General features: G+C 68.8%; 19 protein-coding genes (1 of these 19 running past the window's edge). 8 read left to right on the forward strand and 11 right to left on the reverse strand.

Annotation, left to right across the window (positions count from 1 at the left end; genetic code table 11):
* The first annotated feature begins 5 nt into the window (after positions 1-5).
* Entirely contained in the window at positions 6-512 is a 507-nt protein-coding gene (locus ACZ5MC_RS01090; protein WP_306598412.1) for a DUF192 domain-containing protein, read from the forward strand.
* On the opposite strand, the gene pssA is transcribed toward ACZ5MC_RS01090, so the two are convergent.
* Positions 513-1355, reverse strand: a complete 843-nt coding sequence (gene pssA, locus ACZ5MC_RS01095) for a CDP-diacylglycerol--serine O-phosphatidyltransferase (protein WP_306598413.1) — start codon at positions 1353-1355, stop codon at positions 513-515. It abuts the gene before it with no gap.
* 128 nt (positions 1356-1483) lie between these two features.
* Between pssA and ACZ5MC_RS01100 the strand changes: the two genes are divergently transcribed.
* Genes ACZ5MC_RS01100 through mnmG form a run of 3 tightly spaced genes read left to right on the forward strand, consistent with a single transcriptional unit; the run spans position 1484 to position 3993 of the window.
* Positions 1484-1870: a hypothetical protein gene (locus tag ACZ5MC_RS01100; RefSeq protein WP_306598414.1), complete on the forward strand. Its 387-nt coding sequence runs from the start codon at positions 1484-1486 to the stop codon at positions 1868-1870.
* A complete protein-coding gene (locus ACZ5MC_RS01105) occupies positions 1863-2087 on the forward strand; it encodes a YtxH domain-containing protein (protein ID WP_306598415.1) in 225 nt (74 codons plus the stop codon). Before ACZ5MC_RS01100 ends, ACZ5MC_RS01105 begins: the two co-directional genes overlap by 8 nt.
* A 31-nt stretch (positions 2088-2118) precedes the next feature.
* Positions 2119-3993 (forward strand): tRNA uridine-5-carboxymethylaminomethyl(34) synthesis enzyme MnmG, encoded by a 1875-nt coding sequence (gene mnmG / locus ACZ5MC_RS01110; RefSeq protein WP_306598416.1) that lies wholly within the window; start codon positions 2119-2121, stop codon positions 3991-3993.
* A 55-nt stretch (positions 3994-4048) separates the two neighbouring features.
* Here the strand turns inward: mnmG and galU are convergent, their stop codons facing one another.
* The 3 genes from galU to ACZ5MC_RS01125 are packed head-to-tail and all read right to left on the reverse strand — an operon-like array spanning position 4049 to position 7428.
* Entirely contained in the window at positions 4049-4927 is an 879-nt protein-coding gene (gene galU / locus ACZ5MC_RS01115; RefSeq protein ID WP_306598417.1) for a UTP--glucose-1-phosphate uridylyltransferase GalU, read from the reverse strand.
* A 6-nt stretch (positions 4928-4933) separates the two neighbouring features.
* Positions 4934-6532, reverse strand: coding sequence for a sensor histidine kinase (locus tag ACZ5MC_RS01120; protein ID WP_306598418.1), 1599 nt, complete (start codon positions 6530-6532; stop codon positions 4934-4936).
* Positions 6529-7428 carry a CHAD domain-containing protein gene (locus tag ACZ5MC_RS01125; protein ID WP_464516862.1) on the reverse strand — a complete coding sequence of 300 codons (900 nt, stop codon included), beginning with the start codon at positions 7426-7428 and terminating at the stop codon, positions 6529-6531. Before ACZ5MC_RS01125 ends, ACZ5MC_RS01120 begins: the two co-directional genes overlap by 4 nt.
* Positions 7429-7509: 81 nt before the next feature.
* Between ACZ5MC_RS01125 and uvrA the strand changes: the two genes are divergently transcribed.
* Positions 7510-10341: an excinuclease ABC subunit UvrA gene (gene uvrA / locus ACZ5MC_RS01130; protein WP_464516863.1), complete on the forward strand. Its 2832-nt coding sequence runs from the start codon at positions 7510-7512 to the stop codon at positions 10339-10341.
* A gap of 2 nt (positions 10342-10343) precedes the next feature.
* On the opposite strand, the gene ACZ5MC_RS01135 is transcribed toward uvrA, so the two are convergent.
* The 5 genes from ACZ5MC_RS01135 to ACZ5MC_RS01155 are packed head-to-tail and all read right to left on the reverse strand — an operon-like array spanning position 10344 to position 12729.
* Entirely contained in the window at positions 10344-10493 is a 150-nt protein-coding gene (locus ACZ5MC_RS01135) for a hypothetical protein (protein ID WP_306598421.1), read from the reverse strand.
* Positions 10494-10514: 21 nt separating this feature from the next.
* Positions 10515-10694 carry a hypothetical protein gene (locus ACZ5MC_RS01140; RefSeq protein ID WP_306598422.1) on the reverse strand — a complete coding sequence of 60 codons (180 nt, stop codon included), beginning with the start codon at positions 10692-10694 and terminating at the stop codon, positions 10515-10517.
* A 21-nt stretch (positions 10695-10715) separates the two neighbouring features.
* Positions 10716-10985 carry a carbon storage regulator CsrA gene (gene csrA / locus ACZ5MC_RS01145; protein WP_306598423.1) on the reverse strand — a complete coding sequence of 90 codons (270 nt, stop codon included), beginning with the start codon at positions 10983-10985 and terminating at the stop codon, positions 10716-10718.
* Between the two features lie 14 nt (positions 10986-10999).
* Positions 11000-11782, reverse strand: coding sequence for a flagellar assembly protein FliW (fliW, locus tag ACZ5MC_RS01150; protein WP_306598424.1), 783 nt, complete (start codon positions 11780-11782; stop codon positions 11000-11002).
* 59 nt (positions 11783-11841) lie between these two features.
* Positions 11842-12729: a ribonuclease D gene (locus ACZ5MC_RS01155; RefSeq protein WP_306598425.1), complete on the reverse strand. Its 888-nt coding sequence runs from the start codon at positions 12727-12729 to the stop codon at positions 11842-11844.
* A 52-nt stretch (positions 12730-12781) separates the two neighbouring features.
* Between ACZ5MC_RS01155 and ACZ5MC_RS01160 the strand changes: the two genes are divergently transcribed.
* On the forward strand, positions 12782-13051 hold the full coding sequence (locus ACZ5MC_RS01160; RefSeq protein WP_306598426.1) for a TMEM165/GDT1 family protein: 270 nt from the start codon (positions 12782-12784) through the stop codon (positions 13049-13051).
* Here ACZ5MC_RS01160 and ACZ5MC_RS01165 read toward each other — a convergent pair.
* Complete coding sequence (locus ACZ5MC_RS01165) at positions 13041-13472, reverse strand: peroxiredoxin (protein WP_464517767.1); 432 nt, start codon at positions 13470-13472, stop codon at positions 13041-13043. The genes ACZ5MC_RS01160 and ACZ5MC_RS01165 overlap by 11 nt on opposite strands.
* Positions 13473-13593: 121 nt before the next feature.
* Positions 13594-14310 carry an RsmE family RNA methyltransferase gene (locus ACZ5MC_RS01170; protein ID WP_306598428.1) on the reverse strand — a complete coding sequence of 239 codons (717 nt, stop codon included), beginning with the start codon at positions 14308-14310 and terminating at the stop codon, positions 13594-13596.
* 38 nt (positions 14311-14348) lie between these two features.
* Between ACZ5MC_RS01170 and ACZ5MC_RS01175 the strand changes: the two genes are divergently transcribed.
* On the forward strand, positions 14349-15296 hold the full coding sequence (locus ACZ5MC_RS01175; RefSeq protein ID WP_306598429.1) for a TerC family protein: 948 nt from the start codon (positions 14349-14351) through the stop codon (positions 15294-15296).
* Positions 15296-16179, forward strand: partial view of a bifunctional riboflavin kinase/FAD synthetase gene (locus ACZ5MC_RS01180; RefSeq protein WP_464516864.1) — the 5' portion only. It continues 49 nt past the right edge of the window; only the first 884 of its 933 coding nucleotides appear in the window; its start codon is at positions 15296-15298; the stop codon falls past the right edge of the window. The genes ACZ5MC_RS01175 and ACZ5MC_RS01180 overlap by 1 nt, the downstream gene beginning before the upstream one ends.

Raw genomic sequence — 16179 nt, forward strand, 5'->3', positions numbered from 1 at the left:
AATCCATGACCCCACTGCTCCTCAGCCTGCTGCTCGCCGCCGCCCCGGTGGTTCCCGACGGGGGGACCGTCGTGGCCAAGGGCCAGAGGTTCCTGGCCGAAGTGGCGCGCACCCCCCAGGAGCAGGCCCTGGGCCTCATGCGCCGGCAGTCCCTGGCCAAGGACCGCTGCATGATCTTCCTCTACCCCGAGGAGGGCAACCGCAGCATCTGGATGAAGAACTGCCTCATCTCCCTGGACGTGGCCTGGGTCAGGGAGGACGGCACCATCGTGGAGACCGCCGAGGCCGTGCCCCCCTGCTCCCCCATGCGGGGCGACGACTGCCCCACCTACGGCGGGGCGGTGCTGTCCCGGCACTTCGTGGAGTTCCCCTCAGGCACCCTCCGGCGCCTGGCCCTGCGCAAGGGGGACCGCCTGGGATGGAGCCTGGTCCTCAGCGACGGCGCCACCGTCACCGGCGGCCTCCCGGTGCCCGCCGAGGGCGCGAAGCACAAGAAGGGCAAGAAGAAGTAGCTACCCGACCGGGACGTCGGCCTCGGGGACCTTCTTGACGGGGGGCTCGACGCCCCTCCACCCGGTCCTCCAGGCCAGGTTCATGGCCAGGGAGCCCAGGATGAACGCCGCGAAGAAGTAGACGAAGAACCGCTCCCGCAGCACCGGGATCATGGCCAGGACGAAGAGGATGGCCAGGGTCAGGAGCCGGGCCGCGCCCGGGCTCGCGGAGCGCTTCTTGAAGCTGGGGAAGCGCACGGTGGAGACCATGAGCAGGCCCACCAGGACCAGCAGGGCCGCAAATACGTAGGCCACCCACGGCCGGGTGGGGGCTTCGGGCCAGCAGAGGATCACTGCGGCGACGCAGGCGGCGCCCGCGGGGATGGGCATGCCCACGAAGAAGCGGGAGTCCACGAACCCGACCTGGACGTTGAACCGGGCCAGGCGCAGGGCCCCGCAGGCCACGAAGAAGAAGGAGGCCCCCCAGCCCACGGCGCGCAGCTGGGGATCGGCCAGGCCGAGCTGGAAGAACCCGTAGCGGTAGGCCAGGATGGCGGGGGCCATGCCGAAGCTGAGGACGTCGGCCAGGGAATCGAGCTGAACGCCGAATTCCGTGGCGGTATTGGTGGCCCGGGCGACGCGGCCGTCCAAACCGTCGAATACACCGGCGGCGAGGAGCAGGCCGGCGCCCCACAGGAAGTTGACGCCCGGGTGGTCACCCGCGGCGTTGATGGACATGACCACGCTGGAAAACCCGCAGAGGACGGACAGCAGCGTGATGGCGGAGGGCAGGGCGAACTTGGACCGGGCCACGACCCGCCGCCGGCGCTCCCGGCGCTCCTCAGGGTTCATTTTCTGTTTCATGTACCCGATTCTCCCACTAAACCCTTGTGAGGCGAGCGAGCAAATTTACCAGTCCGGCTCCGGCACCGATTATGCTGGCAACCCCCTGGAACCCTGCCTACATTGGGAAGACTTGACTGGAGGGATCCATGGACAGGGTGCTGCAATTCGTTCTGGTGGTGGTGCTTCTGGTCCTGACGGGGTTCATCGTTCCCCTCCTGCTCCAGCTGATGCGCACGGCCAAGGCCGTGGAGGCGCTGGCCGAGAGCGCCCGGGAGGACCTGCGGCAGATCTCACGGGACGTGCACCAGACGCGCGAGAGCCTGGACCGGGTGACGGGCCTGGTGGAACGGAGCCTCGAGTTCCCGGCGACCGCGGGAGGCCTGGCCGTGGCCCTGGTGCGGTCCCTGACCGGCCTTTTGGACCGCGGGCCCTCACCTTGGCTGGAGGCCCTCCTGACAGCGGTGAAAATCGGCATATCTTTCTTCAAGCGGCCCCCTGGGGACGCCACTGAAAAGGAGACGCCACATGAGTGATTCAAGGGATACCACGGGTTCCACGCTGCTGTTCTTTCTCCTGGGTGCCGCGGTGGGCGCGGTGGTGGTGGCCCTCACCACCCCGAAGACGGGCCGGGAGCTGCGGGGCGACCTCAAGGACATGTCCAACAAGGTTCGCGACAAGGCCCGCCGCCTCGGCAACGAGATCTATTCCAACGCTGCCGACGGCGTGTCCGACGAGGCGTCCCGGGGCTGATCCCGTATAGACTGGGTGCCGTGGGGCATTCATGCAGCTGGTGGTCATAGGAGGCGGGCACGCGGGCATCGAGGCGGCGAACATCGCGGCCAGGATGGGGATGCCCACGGTCCTCCTCACCATGAATCTGGACCAGCTCGGTCAGATGAGTTGCAACCCCAGCATCGGCGGGGTGGGCAAGGGGCACATGGTGCGCGAACTGGACGCCCTGGGCGGTGCCATGGGCCGGCTCGCGGATGCCACGGGCATCCACTTCCGCATTCTCAACGCCAGCCGCGGGGTGGCCGTGCGGGGCCCCCGGGCCCAGGCCGACCGGGTCAAGTACCGCACCGCCTCCCGCAACCACCTGGAGCGCCTCCCCGGCCTGCGCCTCGCCCAGGGCCTGGCAGCCGAGCTGAAGTGGGCCGGGGGCCGGCTCTGCGGCGTGGACCTGGTGGACGGCTCCTTCCTCCCTTGCGACGCGGTGGTGGTCACGTCCGGCACCTTCCTGAACGGCAAGGTCCTCATCGGGGAGCGCAAGCTGGATTCCGGGCGCGCCGGGGAGCCCCCCTCCACCCATCTGGCCCAGCAGCTGCGGGCGCTGGGACTGCGTTGCCGGCGCCTGAAGACCGGCACCAGCCCGCGGGTCAACGCCGACACCATCGACTTCAGCCTCCTCGAGCCCCAGTGGGGGGACCCGGTGCCCCGCCCCTTCAGTTTCTTCAGTCCGGGGATCCACCAGCGGCAGGTGCCCTGCCACATCGTGCACACCACGGCGGAGACCGAGCGCGCGGTGCGGGAGAACCTGGGGCGGTCCTCCATGTACGGGGGCCACGTGGAAGGGGTGGGCCCGCGCTACTGCCCCTCCATCGAGGACAAGTTCGTGAAGTTCCCCGGCAAGGACAGCCACCAGATCTTCGTGGAGCCCGATTCCCTCGAGACCCGGGAGATCTACCTGGCCGGCCTTTCCACCTCCATGCCCGTGGACGTCCAGGAACGCATGGTGCGAAGCCTCCCGGGCTTCTCCCGCGCCGAGATCCTGCGCCCCGGCTACGCCATCGAGTACGACAGCTTCGACCCCCTCCAGCTCACCCGGGGCCTCCAGGTGAAGGACCTCCCGGGCGTCTGGTTCGCCGGGCAGATCAACGGCACCACCGGCTACGAGGAGGCCGCGGGGCAGGGCCTCATGGCCGGCGTCAACGCCGTGCGGAGCCTGCGCGGCCAGGAGCCCGTCGTCCTGGGGCGGGACCAGGCCTACATCGGCGTCATGATCGACGACCTGGTCACCAAGGGCACCGACGAGCCCTACCGCATGCTCACCGCCCGGGCCGAGCACCGCCTGGCCCTGGCCTGCGACCTCGCCGACGCGCGGCTCCTGGACGTGGCCCGGGAGGTGGGGGCCCTGTCCCCCGGGGAGCTGGCCACGGTGGAGGCGCGCATGGATCGCCGCGTCCGCCTGCGGGAGCAGTGCGAGGCGGCGTGGGTGGCCCCCACCTCCCCCTTCGGCCCCGTCGCCGTCCGGGCCGGCCTGACCCTGGCCTCGGGCATGACGCTGCTGGACCTCCTCCGGCGCCAGCAGATCACCCCGGAGCTGGCCGACGCCGCCCTGGACCTGCTGGACGGCTGGAATCTTCCCCAGGAAGGCTGGGATCCCGACTGGGAGCGGGACATCCTGCTCTTCGAGACGCGCTACCAGGCCTTCCACGAACGGGAGACCCGCCTTCTCCAGGGCCAGCGAGCCTGGGACCACGTGCGGATCCCCGTGGACTTCCGGGTGGAGCACCTGCCCGGCCTGAGCACGGAAGTGAAGGAGAAGCTCCAGCGCCACCGCCCCGAGACCCTGGGCCAGGCCTCCCGGATCCCCGGCATCACCCACGCCGCCGTGACCCTCCTGCACCTGCTCCTGGAGCGGAACCGCCCCGCCTGAAGTCAGGTATTTTCCTTTCTCGCCGAGGCAGCCGAGGTTCGCCGAAAAAGCTCGGTCAACCCAGTCTTTTCACCAGGTCCTTCAGATACTCCAGGAACGGCTCCCGCAGGTCGTCCCGCTTCAGGGCGAACTCCACGTTGGCCTTCAGGTAGTCCAGCTTGTCCCCGGTGTCGAAACGCCGCGCCGGGATGGGCGCCGCCACCAGCCGCCCCGCCTCGGCCATGACCATCAGCGCGTCGGTGAGCTGGTACTCCCCGCCCACGCCGGGCTTGATGCGGGCCAGGTGCTCGAAGACCTCGGGCAGCACCACGTACCTCCCGACCACGGCCCACCGGCTGGGGGCATCCTCGGGCCGGGGCTTCTCCACGATGTGGTCGACGTCCCACCAGGGCAGGCCGGGGGATCCCGGCCTGCTCACGATGCCGTAGCGGGACACGTGGCTCTCGGGCACCTCCTGCACGCCCACCACCGACTTGCCCGTGGCCTCGTAGGCGGCGATGAGCGCGCCCAGGGCGGGGTCGTCCTCGTCGAAGACGTCGTCGCCCAGGAGGAGGGCGAAGGGCTCGTCCCCCACGGCGTGCCGGGCGCAGAGCACGGCGTGGCCCAGGCCCAGGGGCTCACCCTGGCGCACGTAGGAGAACTGGCCCAGGTGGGTGATGCCCTGGACGAGCTTGAGGTCCTCGCTCTTGCCCCGGCGATCCAGGGCCTCCTCGAGCTCGAAGGCCACGTCGAAGTGGTTCTCGATGGCCTGCTTGCCGCGACCCGTGATGAGGACGATGTTCTCGATCCCGGCGTGGATGGCCTCCTCGACCACGTGCTGGATGACGGGCTTGTCCACCAGGGGCAGCATCTCCTTGGGCTGGGCCTTGGTGGCCGGCAGGAACCGGGTTCCCAGGCCCGCGACGGGGATGACGGCTTTCCGGATCTTCTGCATGGCCAATTATGGCATGGCGGGGAGGGGGAAGCGCATGGTGGTGCCCTTGCCCTCCTCGCTCTCGATGTGGATCTCGCCTCCGTGGGCCCGGATGATCTCGCGGCAGATGGCCAGCCCCAGGCCGGTGCCCTTGCCGTCGGGCTTGGTGGTGAACATGGGCTTGAAGACCTTGGGCAGCACCTCCGGCGGGATGCCCATGCCCGTGTCGGCGAGGCTCACCAGCCAGCGGCGCCCCTCGGGGTCGGGCTCCACCGTCAGGTCAAGACGGCCCCCGTCGGGCATGGCGTCCACGGAGTTGTTCACCATGTTCAGGAAGAGCTGCTCCATCTGCTTGCGGTCAACGTGCAGCACGCAGGGATCCGGCGCCTGGAGGCCGAAGGTCACCCCGTGGCTGGCCAGCGTCGGGCTCCAGAGGCGCTGGAGATCGGCCATCAGGGGCCCCAGGGGCACGGGCTCGGGGTGGATCCGGGGCCGGCGGGTCGTGCTCATCATCTTCCGGACGATGTCCCCCACCCGCTCGATCTGGCCGCGGATGACGCCCAGGCGGTCCCGGGTGCGTTCGGAGACGTCGCTCTGCCCCTCCAGGAGCTGCAGGTGGCTGTTGACCAGGTTGAGCGGGGTTCCCACCTCGTGGGCAAAGGCCGCCGTGAGCTGGCCGGCCACGGCCAGCCGCTCCTGCTGGCTCAGCTCCTCCCGCAGCAGGGCGTTGCCCTCCATGAGGTTCTCGAGCTCCTGGTTCTTGGCCTGGAGGGCCGAGAGGGCGTCGTGGATGCGGTTCTGGAGGCCTGCGTTGAGGCCCTTGATCTCGGCGATGAGCTGCTCCCGTTCCAGGGAGGCGCGCTCGAGCTGGGCCGCCATGAGGTTGAAGCGGTTGGCGATGATCCCCAGCTCGTCGTTGCTGCGCACGTCCGTGCGGGCCGAGGGATCCCCCCGCTCCAGGCGGGTCATGGCGTCCGTGATGCTGCGGATGGGCTCGGTGACCACCGTGGCCAGGATCACCCACAGCAGGATGAACTCGCCCAGGAGCACGAAGGGAAGCCTGACGTAGGTGTTCCGGAGGTTGTGGTCCCACACCGTCTCCCAGTGCTCCAGGTCGCAGTAGGTGCGGATCAGGCCCAGGGGCGGCTGGCCCTTCTTGGGATTCTTGATGGGCAGGTAGAACTTCCAGGCCCGGTTGCCGGTGTTGAGGTCCACCAGCTCGGCCTGGGGCCCGCCCCGCATGTAGCTGCCGATCTCCTTGCCGAAGGTCACCCCCGCGTCGTCCGCGGAGGACGTGACCAGGGCCACCTCGTCGGCGCCCTCCCGCCTGAACACGTCGATCTGGAAGATGCTGCGGTCCTCGCCCGCCAGGCCTTCCAGGAGCTCCTCGAGGGCGCGCTGGTTCTTGAAGTCGTGCAGGTCCTTGTCCCAGCGCTGGAGGATCTCCGTCTCCACCACCGACGAGGTCTCCCAGGCCAGGTTCCGGGTGTAGTTGAGGATCTCCCGGCGGCTGTTGCGCGTGATGGAGTAGGCCACGGCGATGGTGAGCAGGCTGGTCACGAGGGCCGTGACGATGAAGAGCTTGGCGTGGAGGCTGCGGAACCACCCCAGGGGGACGTATTTCATGGGTTCCCTTCACCGGGCAGGCCGAGGCCCTCCCTCAACGCGGTCCTGAACGCGGCCAGCGGCATGCCCGCGGCCGCGGTCCGGAACCGCTCGTAGGCGCCCAGCCGGGCTTCGCCCACGTAGGCCAGGAGCTCCAGCGTCCCCGAGGCGAGCCGGGCGCGGCTCCTCGCCGCCAGGCCCTCGTAGAGATCCTGGAGGAGCTCCTCCAGCATGGCGAGGTCATGGTGCTCCCCCAGGGCCGTCTGGAGTTCCTTGAGCTGTCTGAGCCGGGCCTCGGGCGGGGCCTCGAAGGCCGCTCCCAGGACCTCCAGGGCATAGCGGAACCGCTTGACCCGGATGCGCGCCGCGTGGAGGGCGGGCGGGTCCTCCCGTTCCAGGAGCCCCGGCAGGGGCGAGAACGCCGCCTCCAGCCTCGGGTCCAGCGCGTCCCAGGCGTCCGCGGCCAGGTTTCCGGGAAGGAAGGGGTCGGGAAGGCTGGGCACCTTGAGGAGGTCGGGCAGGCGCTTCAGGGAGAGGCCCTCCAGGTCCCGGGCCATGGCGCGGCGGGCTTTGCCCCGCTTGGCTTCGAGCACCTCCAGGGCGTGCTCCAGGGCCGAGCCCGTGGCCAGCCCCGGCACCGCGAGGCGCTCCAGCCACGCGCTGTGCACGTCCAGCTCCCGGGTCAGGCCCAGGGCCCGGGTGAGCTCGCGCAGCCTGCGTCCCTGGCGCCGGAAGCCGGGGTACAGCTCGGGCCGCACCAGATCGAGGACGCTCCGCAGCCTCCGGGAGCCCACCCGCACCTGATGGAGCCCTTCGGGGTCCTGCTGCCAGGCCGGGTCCGCCAGGAGCCCGGCAAGGTGGTCCACCCGCGCCTCCAGGGCGCGGTGCAGGAGGATGCTGAGTTCCAGGGCATGCATGTGACCATCATAGAGAAGAAATAATCCGCACGCCGTTCCCGGATGCGAAATTTTGGCGTAAAATCCCTGGACGAGGTACGGATGGACAGCATCAACATCAAGGGCGCCCGGGAGCACAATCTCAAGAACGTGGACCTGGTCCTTCCCCGGAACAAGCTGGTCGTCATCACGGGGCTGTCCGGCAGCGGCAAGTCGAGCCTGGCCTTCGACACCCTCTACGCCGAGGGGCAGCGGCGCTACGTGGAGAGCCTGTCCGCCTACGCCCGCCAGTTCCTGGACCAGATGGAGAAGCCCGACGTGGACAGCATCGAGGGGCTGTCCCCCGCCATCTCCATCGAGCAGAAGACCACCAGCCGCAACCCGCGTTCCACCGTGGCCACCGTCACCGAGATCTACGACTACCTTCGGCTCCTCTTCGCCCGGGTGGGCCAGCCCCAGTGCATGGCCTGCGGCCAGCCCATCGCCAGCCAGACCATCCAGGAGATGGCGGACCAGATCCTCGCCCAGCCCCAGGGGATGAAGATCCAGGTGCTTGCCCCGGTGGTGCGCGCCCGCAAGGGCGAGTACAAGAAGCTCCTGGCCGACCTGATGAAGCGCGGCTACATCCGGGCGCGGGTCAACGGGGCGATGCTGGACCTCACCGACGGCGTCCCCGACCTGGACAAGCAGAAGAAGCACACCATCGAGGTGGTCATCGACCGCCTCAAGAACGCCGAGGGCATCAGCACGCGCCTGGCCGACAGCCTCGAGATCGCCTGCAACCTCGCCGAGGGCTCCGCCCTGGTGGACCTGGGGGGAACCGAGCGCCTCTTCTCCTCCAAGCTCGCCTGCAACAACGCCAAGTGCCAGCGCTTCGGCATGGGCATCCCGGACCTGGAGCCCCGCTCCTTCAGCTTCAACTCGCCCTTCGGGGCCTGCCCCACCTGCGACGGCCTGGGCTTCAAGCGCCAGTTCGCCGAGGAGCTGATCGTGCCCAACCCCGAGCTGAGCATCAGCCAGGGCTGCATCGTCGCCAGCGGCTGGAAGTCCGCCGGGGAGGACGGGTGGCGGGCCCAGTTCCTGGGCCAGCTCTCCAAGGCCCTGGCCTTCAGCCTGGACACGCCCTGGAAGAAGCTCTCCGCCGACGTGCGCCGCGTGCTCCTCTACGGCCTGGACCGCAAGATGAAGTTCGTCTACCAGAACAAGGGCAACCGCTACGAGTTCATGCACAACTTCGAGGGCGTCGTGGGCAACCTCGAGCGCCGCTACCGGGAGACCTCCAGCGAGGAGATCCGCGCCGAGATGGAGGAATCCATGCGGATCACCCCCTGCGAGGCCTGCGACGGCACCCGGCTCAAGCCCGAGATCCTGTCGGTGTTCGTGGGGGGCCTCCACATCGCCGCCGTGAGCGCCATGAGCGTGCGGGACGCCCGGGTGTGGTTCGGGAACCTGCGCCTGGAGGGCAAGGACGCCGTCATCGCCGGCAAGGTGTTCAAGGAGATCAACGAGCGCCTGGGCTTCCTGGACGACGTGGGCCTGGGCTACCTGACCCTGGACCGCTCCGCGGCCACCCTCAGCGGCGGCGAGGGCCAGCGCATCCGGCTGGCCACGCAGATCGGCTCCAAGCTCCAGGGCGTCATGTACGTCCTGGACGAGCCCAGCATCGGCCTCCACCAGCGGGACAACCAGAAGCTGCTGAACACGCTCAAGGAGATGCGGGACCTGGGCAACACCGTCCTGGTGGTGGAGCACGACCTGGAGACCATCCTCGCCGCCGATCACGTGGTGGACCTGGGTCCCGGCGCCGGCGAGCACGGCGGCTACGTCGTGGCCCAGGGCACCCCGGAGGAGATCAGCCGGAGCGAGGCCTCCATCACGGGCCACTTCCTCTCCGGCAGGGAATCCATCGCCGTGCCGCGCAAGCGCCGCAAGGCCACCCGCGGCCACATCCAGGTCACCGGCGCCCAGGAGAACAACCTGCGCAAGGTGGACGCCGCGTTCCCCATCGGCCTGTTCACCTGCGTCACCGGCGTCTCGGGCTCAGGCAAGAGCACCCTCGTGAACGAGATCCTCTACAAGGCCCTGGCCAACCAGCTGCACCAGGGCGCCCACGTGGTGGGCAGGCACAAGGCCATCAAGGGCCTGGAGCACGTGGACAAGGTCATCGACATCGACCAGGCCCCCATCGGGCGCACCCCCAGGAGCAACCCCGCCACCTACACCGGGCTCTTCACCCCCCTGCGGGACCTCTTCTCCCAGCTGCCCGAGAGCAAGGCCCGGGGCTACACGCCCGGCCGGTTCAGCTTCAACGTCAAGGGCGGCCGCTGCGAGAAGTGCGAGGGGGACGGCGTCCTCAAGATCGAGATGCACTTCCTGCCCGACATCTACGTCACCTGCGAGCAGTGCAAGGGCAAGCGCTACAACCGGGAGACCCTGGAGATCCACTACAAGGGCCACAGCGTCTCGGACGTGCTGGCCATGACCGTGGAGGAGGCGCTGGCCCTCTTCGGCCCCATCCCCGTGCTGGCCAACAAGCTCCAGACCCTGTCGGACGTGGGCCTGGGCTACATCCGGCTGGGCCAGAGCGCCACGACCCTGTCCGGGGGCGAAGCCCAGCGGGTCAAGCTGGCCCGGGAGCTGTCAAAGCGTCCAACCGGGCGCACCCTCTACATCCTGGACGAGCCCACCACCGGGCTCCACCTCAAGGACATCCAGAAGCTCCTGGAGGTCATCGGGCGCCTCATGGACGCCGGCAACACCGTCGTCGTGATCGAGCACAACCTGGACGTCATCAAGACCGCCGACCACATCCTGGACCTGGGCCCCGAAGGGGGCGCCGAGGGCGGCCTGGTCATCGCCACCGGCACGCCCGAGGAGGTCTCCCGGAACAAGGCCAGCGTCACCGGCCGCTATCTGCGGCCCTATCTTAAATAATTCTAACCCTTGGTGTCGATCGTCCTGCCCAGGTGGGCCGGGGGCGGAGCCTTGGGGGCCTCCGGAGCCTTCTGCTGGGCCTGGACGGGGGCCTGCTTGGGCGTCTCCACCTTCGCGGCCTGCTGGTGCTGCTGGATGCCGGTAACCTTCATGCGAACCCCCTGGAAAAGCAGTCAAGCGGATGTGTCGATGGTGCGGCCAACGCCGCCGGAGCTGTCGATGAGGCGGGCCAGGTCGGCGCCCTCGGTCCGGGCCATGTCCAGCACCTTGCGCTCCACGCCCACGCCCAGGGCGGACCGCGTCAAGGCCGCCTGCTGGCCGATGATGCTTTCCACGGAAAGGCCTGCGTCCACGGGAGTGCTCCTGAACTGAGCTTATCGGTCCTTGACGGGCTTCACTTTAGGCAAACGCGCACGCAACAGCGCAGCGGCGTCCTGGAGGGAGAGTTCTCCGCCCTTGATCTGGGCCGTAGCCGCCCGGTTGACCTCGGCGATCGCATCGAAAACCTCGCGTCGGTGGACCTGCACCTCCTTGGGCGCCTTGATGCCCAGGCGCACCCCATCCTTGCTGACGCCCACAACCAGAACCTCGATATTGCCATTGATAATGAGCGATTGATCCAGCTTCCGGGTGATGACAAGCATGGGGACCTTTCAGGCTACTTGTCCGAAATAACGGGAAACTTGAGGGGGAACTGCTCGGTGTTCAGCACCACCTGCCGCCCCTGGCGGGTGCGCAGGTTGATGAGGATGGGGCCGGCCAGGTTGGCGGTCATGTGCCGCGGGTCCTCGGGAATCACCACCAGGGCCAGCACCAGGGCCTCGGAGGGGTCCTCGATGGCGAGGGCCTTGGCGTCCTCCCCGGACAGGGGAACCTGGTAGTCGATCTTGATGGCGGCCACATCGATGCACACGAAGTGGATGTCTTCCCGGTCCATGGGCTGGAGGAACTTGAGGGGGTAAGCGTCCGAGGGCTCGAGCAGCATGAAGCGCCGGAGCTCGGCGAAACCGATGAGCCCGGCGGGAAAGGCGATCTCCCCTTCGTCCCGGGGCAGGAACACCGGGTACTGCAGCGGGAAGACCCGGGTGTCGAGCTGGGCCTGCACGCCCTTGCGGGTGCGGGTGTTGATGACCAGCGGCCCCGCGAGGTTGGCCGTCATGCGGCGGGGATCCTCGCCCGGCACCACCACGATGACGAGGACCAGGGCGTCCTCGGGCTTCTCCAGGGCCAGCGCCTCGGCATCCTCCGGGGAAAGCGGAACGTCGTAGTCCAGCCTCACGGTCGCCGCGTCCATGCACGCGAACGAGATGTCCGGCGAGGCCACGGCCTGGAGGAACTTGAGGGGGTAGGTCCCTTCCGGCTCGAAGACCCGGAATTCCGTCAGCGCCGGGAAGCCCGCGAGGGCCCTTGGGAAGGTGACGACGTAATCTTCCTGACTCATCCGCGCTCCTGGGGCATGGTGGTGATCCATCATCCCATCGACCGCCAGCCCCGGGCCTCTTAATTCGAGTCGAACACAGCCCAGAGCTCGTCCAGGCGGGTGCGCCTGAACCTGGGGTTGGGGATGCACCGCTCCAGGGCCTCCTTGGACCGGGGGGGATGCTCCAGCCGTGCGAGGATCCAGCGGTTGCCCAGCTCCATCACGGCGGCCACGTCCCCCTGGTTGCCCCACACGTGCCGCAGATGCGTCAGGCGCCGTGCCCTCTCGACGGCCGCCTCGCCCAGGCCCATGTGGCGGACCTTGTCCACCACCGGGTGGTCGCTGGGGGGCCGGTAGCTGCGCACCCGCTGGATGGTGCGCCGCATCTCGCCGGGCAGCTGCGCCAGCCTTGGCCCCACCTCGGGATCCTCGCGCTTGGCGTCGGCCTCGGCGGCCAGGGTGCGCAGCAGGGGCAGCAGCAGGGCCGCGTCCCGCGCCGCGTAGCTGATCTGGGCCTGCCTCAGGGGGCGGTACATCCAGTTGGAGTCCTGCTCCTCCTTGGGGATCTCCACGCCCAGCTTGAGGCGGGCCATGGTCTTGAGTCCGGGCTGGGGATAGCCCAGGGTGCGCGCCAGGAGCATCGTGTCCATCACCGAGGAGGGCACCACATCGTAGATGCGCTTGAAGACGATGCCGTCGCCGGAGAAGTCGTGGACGATCCAGGGAACCTCCGCCATGGCCTCCAGCGTGGGCTTCATCAGCTCCGGGATGGCGATGGGGTCGACGAGCCAGGACCGGTCGTGGGTGGCCACCTGGAGCAGCGCCAGCACGCAGTGGTGGAAGCCCGTCAGGCTGCATTCGATGTCCACCGCCAGCAGGTTGGCGGCGAACCAGTGGGGCAGCGCCTCCGCCAGCGTCTCGGGCGAATCCACGTACGAGGTTGGGAGGTCGAAGTGAGCCAGTGACATCCCTAGAGTGTGCCCGAAATTCGGATCGTCTAGACTGGCAAGGGAGAATTCGATGGGCAAATCACTGTTCTGGGCCACTTTTGTTACGGTCTTCCTGGCCGAGCTGGGCGACAAGACCCAGCTGGCCGCCATGACGGCCACGGCGCGGTCCGGGGCGCTCCTCACGGTCTTTCTCGCCGCCAGCGCGGCCCTCGTGTGTGCCACGGCCATCGGCGTCCTGGTGGGGGGCGCCCTCTTCAAGGTCATACCGGAACATATGGTGAAATACGCCGCCGGCACCGCATTCATCGCCGTGGGGATCTGGGTCCTCGCTAAAGGCTAGCCAGGGCCCGGAGCACCTGCTGATCGTGCTCCGCGGCCTTGACGTCCGACAGGATCTCCCGGATGACCCCGTCCCTGCCGATGATGAACGTGACCCGCTTGGCGATTCCCAACACCGGCATCCGCACCCCGTAGGCGTCGATGATGGCGTGCCCGGGATCCGCCAGGATCGGGAAGGGCAGGTGGTACTTCTCCGAGAAGGCCGCGTGGCTCGTCACGTCGTCGGCGCTCACGCCCAGGACGACGGCGCCCTTCGCCTTGATCGCGGCGAAGCCGTCCCGAAGGGAGCAGGCCTCCTTGGTGCAGCCCGGCGTGTCGTCCTTGGGGTAGAAGTAGAGCACGACGGTGGATTTCCCGGCGAAGTCGGCCAGCTTGACCATCCTGCCGTTCTGGTCCTGGGCGCTGAACGCCGGCGCCGGCATTCCGGGCTTCAGGCCGGCCGCGGAAAGGGACAGGGCGGCAAGGGCGGTCGCGAAAAGTGTTCGAATGCTGGACATGCGCCTTCCTCCACTTGTTTGGATGCCGGGAATGCGGACCCGTTCCTCAGTCGGGGAGCTGGAAGCGGATGGCTCCGAGCAGGGCCACGGGGCAGGTGACGGCCCTCAGGATGCTGCCTCCCAGGGTGACGGCCTTCCAGCCCGCTCCCGCCAGGGCCGCGAACTCGGTATCGGTGATCCCGCCCTCGGGGCCGCTGGTGAAGGCGATGGGGCCCGGCACGGGCCGCGGGTTGCCCTCCCCTGCGCGAACCTCGTAGGCGACCCAGCGCTGGGGCACGTCCACCTGCAGCAGGGCCTCGAAGGCGGCGGGCTGCCCCAGGGCGGGGATCCGGGAGCGGTGGCTCTGCTCGCAGGCTCCGCGGATGATCCGCTGCCAGCGCTCGAACCGCGCGAGGGTCTTGGCGGCGTCGTATTCGCTGCGCTCGTAGGCCACCGGCTGGATGGAGGTTGCGCCCAGCTCCACCAGGCCGGGCAGCACGTCGTCCAGGAGCGAGAGCTGGGCGGTCAGGGGGACCCAGGCCTGGATCGGGAAGGCGGGCTCCCGGTGCTCGTCCAGGGGCCTGACGAGGCGGGCCACGGCCCGGTCCTTGTTGATCTCGGCCAGGTCGGCCTTCCAGGGCCCCGAGGGCAGCACGAGCTCCAGCGCGGCCCCGGCGCCGAGGCGCAGCACCCAGAGGTGCTTGGCCTGGGCGGGTTCCAGGGGCAGGAGGGAGCCCTCCCTCGGGGAGGCGGCATGGGTGAGGAAAAAGCGTGGGAGGCTCATCCTGGCATCTTCCTCTAAACTGGGCGTCTGGAGGCAACTTGTTCCACGCACTGCTCGATTCCGCACCCTGGTGGGCCTGGCTGGGGTTCCACATCCTGGTCTTCGCCATGCTGGCCCTGGACCTGGGGGTATTCAACCGCTCGGCCCATGAGCCGACGATAAGGGAGTCCGGGATCTGGTCCGCCGTCTGGATCGCCCTGGCCCTGGCGTTCAACGGCGTCATCCTCATCTACATGGGGCCCGTCCACGCCGGGGAGTATCTTGCGGGCTACCTCCTGGAGAAATCCCTCAGCGTCGACAACCTCTTCGTCTTCGTCCTCGTCTTCACCTCTTTCCAGGTTCCCCGCAAGAACCAGCACCGGGTCCTCTACTGGGGCGTCATGGGCGCCCTGATCATGCGGGCCGTCATGATCCTCGCGGGAACGGCCCTCCTGCAGCGCTTCGCATGGATGACGTTCGTGTTCGGCGGCTTCCTCATCTATACGGGCGTGAAGATGCTCCTCCACCGGGACGACGAGCCCGGCGATCCCCGGGACGGGGCCGTGGCCCGGATCTTCCGGCGCTTCCTGCCCTACGACCCGGACGCCGGCTACACGAGGCTCCTGGTCCGCAAGGGCGGCCGGACCTTCGCGACGCCCATGTTCCTGGTGCTGGCCGTGGTGGAGGTGACCGACCTGGTCTTTGCCGTGGATTCCATCCCCGCCGTGCTGGCGGTGACCCGCAACCCCTTCATCGTCTATACGTCCAATGTGTTCGCCATCCTCGGCCTGCGCAGCCTCTACTTCCTCCTGGCGCGCATGGTGGACCGTTTCCACCACCTCAGCATCGGCCTGGCCGTGATCCTCGCCCTGGTGGGCGTGAAGATGTGCATCGCGGAGTGGATCCATATCCCCATCTTCATCTCCCTCGTGGCCATCGGCGCGATCCTGGCCGGCTGCATCCTCTCGAGCCTGTGGGCCACCCGGCCCGGGAAAGGCAGGGCCTGATGCGCATCTGGAACCACACCCTGGAGGCCGCGCCGCCCGAAGGCCCATGCGTGGTCACCCTGGGCAACTTCGACGGCGTGCACGCCGCGCACCACGCGGTGCTTGAACTGGCGGCCTCCAGGGCCCGGGAACTGGGCCTCACGGCCGCCGTGGTCACCTTCGACCCCCATCCTTCCGTCATCGTCGCACCCGAGCGCAAGCCCAAGCTCCTGATGACGCTCCCCCAGCGCCTTGAGGCCTTCCGGGCCGCGGGCATGGACCTGGCCTGGGTGATCCCCTTCAGCCGCTCGTTCTCCGAACTGAGCCCGGCCCAGTTCCTCCAGGGCCTCCAGCGGGCCCTCGCCCCCCGCGAGCTGCACGTGGGCCGGCAGTTCCGTTTCGGCAAGGACCGCGCCGGCACCATCGAATCGCTGGAGGAGTGGGGCCGCGCGGCCCGCTGCGAGATCCATTTCCACGCCCTGCGCGCACCGGACGGCGGCCACCTGTCCTCCACCCGCATCCGTGCGGCGCTCGAGGCCGGGGACGTGGAGGAGGCCGCCGCGCTGCTGGGCCACCCCTACGCCCTGACCGGCATCGTCGTGGAGGGGGAGCGCCGGGGGCGCCAGATGGGATTCCCCACGGCCAACCTCGCCTGGGAGCAGGACCAGCTGCCCGCCAACGGCGTCTACGTGACCGAGGTGACCGGGGCCCACCTGGCTGAACCGCGCCGGGGCCTCACCAATGTGGGGGAGAAGCCGACCTTCGAGGGCCGCGCCGTCACGGTGGAGACCCACCTGCCCGGCTTCCAGGGGGATCTGTACGGGGCCCACCTGACCGTGCGCTTCCTCCACCGCATCCGGGGCGAGATGAGGTTCTCCGGTGTGGAAGAGCTGCGAGCGCAGAT

This window comes from Mesoterricola sp. JemC181, assembly GCF_055384585.1.

What these genes read in the sequence shown, in the direction of transcription:
- ACZ5MC_RS01090 (WP_306598412.1), top strand. Translation starts at nt 6, where the DNA reads ATGACCCCACTGCTCCTCAGCCTGCTGCTCGCCGCCGCCCCGGTGGTT.
- pssA (WP_306598413.1), bottom strand. Translation starts at nt 1,355, where the DNA reads ATGAAACAGAAAATGAACCCTGAGGAGCGCCGGGAGCGCCGGCGGCGG.
- ACZ5MC_RS01100 (WP_306598414.1), top strand. Translation starts at nt 1,484, where the DNA reads ATGGACAGGGTGCTGCAATTCGTTCTGGTGGTGGTGCTTCTGGTCCTG.
- ACZ5MC_RS01105 (WP_306598415.1), top strand. Translation starts at nt 1,863, where the DNA reads ATGAGTGATTCAAGGGATACCACGGGTTCCACGCTGCTGTTCTTTCTC.
- mnmG (WP_306598416.1), top strand. Translation starts at nt 2,119, where the DNA reads ATGCAGCTGGTGGTCATAGGAGGCGGGCACGCGGGCATCGAGGCGGCG.
- galU (WP_306598417.1), bottom strand. Translation starts at nt 4,927, where the DNA reads ATGCAGAAGATCCGGAAAGCCGTCATCCCCGTCGCGGGCCTGGGAACC.
- ACZ5MC_RS01120 (WP_306598418.1), bottom strand. Translation starts at nt 6,532, where the DNA reads ATGAAATACGTCCCCCTGGGGTGGTTCCGCAGCCTCCACGCCAAGCTC.
- ACZ5MC_RS01125 (WP_464516862.1), bottom strand. Translation starts at nt 7,428, where the DNA reads ATGCATGCCCTGGAACTCAGCATCCTCCTGCACCGCGCCCTGGAGGCG.
- uvrA (WP_464516863.1), top strand. Translation starts at nt 7,510, where the DNA reads ATGGACAGCATCAACATCAAGGGCGCCCGGGAGCACAATCTCAAGAAC.
- ACZ5MC_RS01135 (WP_306598421.1), bottom strand. Translation starts at nt 10,493, where the DNA reads ATGAAGGTTACCGGCATCCAGCAGCACCAGCAGGCCGCGAAGGTGGAG.
- csrA (WP_306598423.1), bottom strand. Translation starts at nt 10,985, where the DNA reads ATGCTTGTCATCACCCGGAAGCTGGATCAATCGCTCATTATCAATGGC.
- fliW (WP_306598424.1), bottom strand. Translation starts at nt 11,782, where the DNA reads ATGAGTCAGGAAGATTACGTCGTCACCTTCCCAAGGGCCCTCGCGGGC.
- ACZ5MC_RS01155 (WP_306598425.1), bottom strand. Translation starts at nt 12,729, where the DNA reads ATGTCACTGGCTCACTTCGACCTCCCAACCTCGTACGTGGATTCGCCC.
- ACZ5MC_RS01160 (WP_306598426.1), top strand. Translation starts at nt 12,782, where the DNA reads ATGGGCAAATCACTGTTCTGGGCCACTTTTGTTACGGTCTTCCTGGCC.
- ACZ5MC_RS01165 (WP_464517767.1), bottom strand. Translation starts at nt 13,472, where the DNA reads ATGCCGGCGCCGGCGTTCAGCGCCCAGGACCAGAACGGCAGGATGGTC.
- ACZ5MC_RS01170 (WP_306598428.1), bottom strand. Translation starts at nt 14,310, where the DNA reads ATGAGCCTCCCACGCTTTTTCCTCACCCATGCCGCCTCCCCGAGGGAG.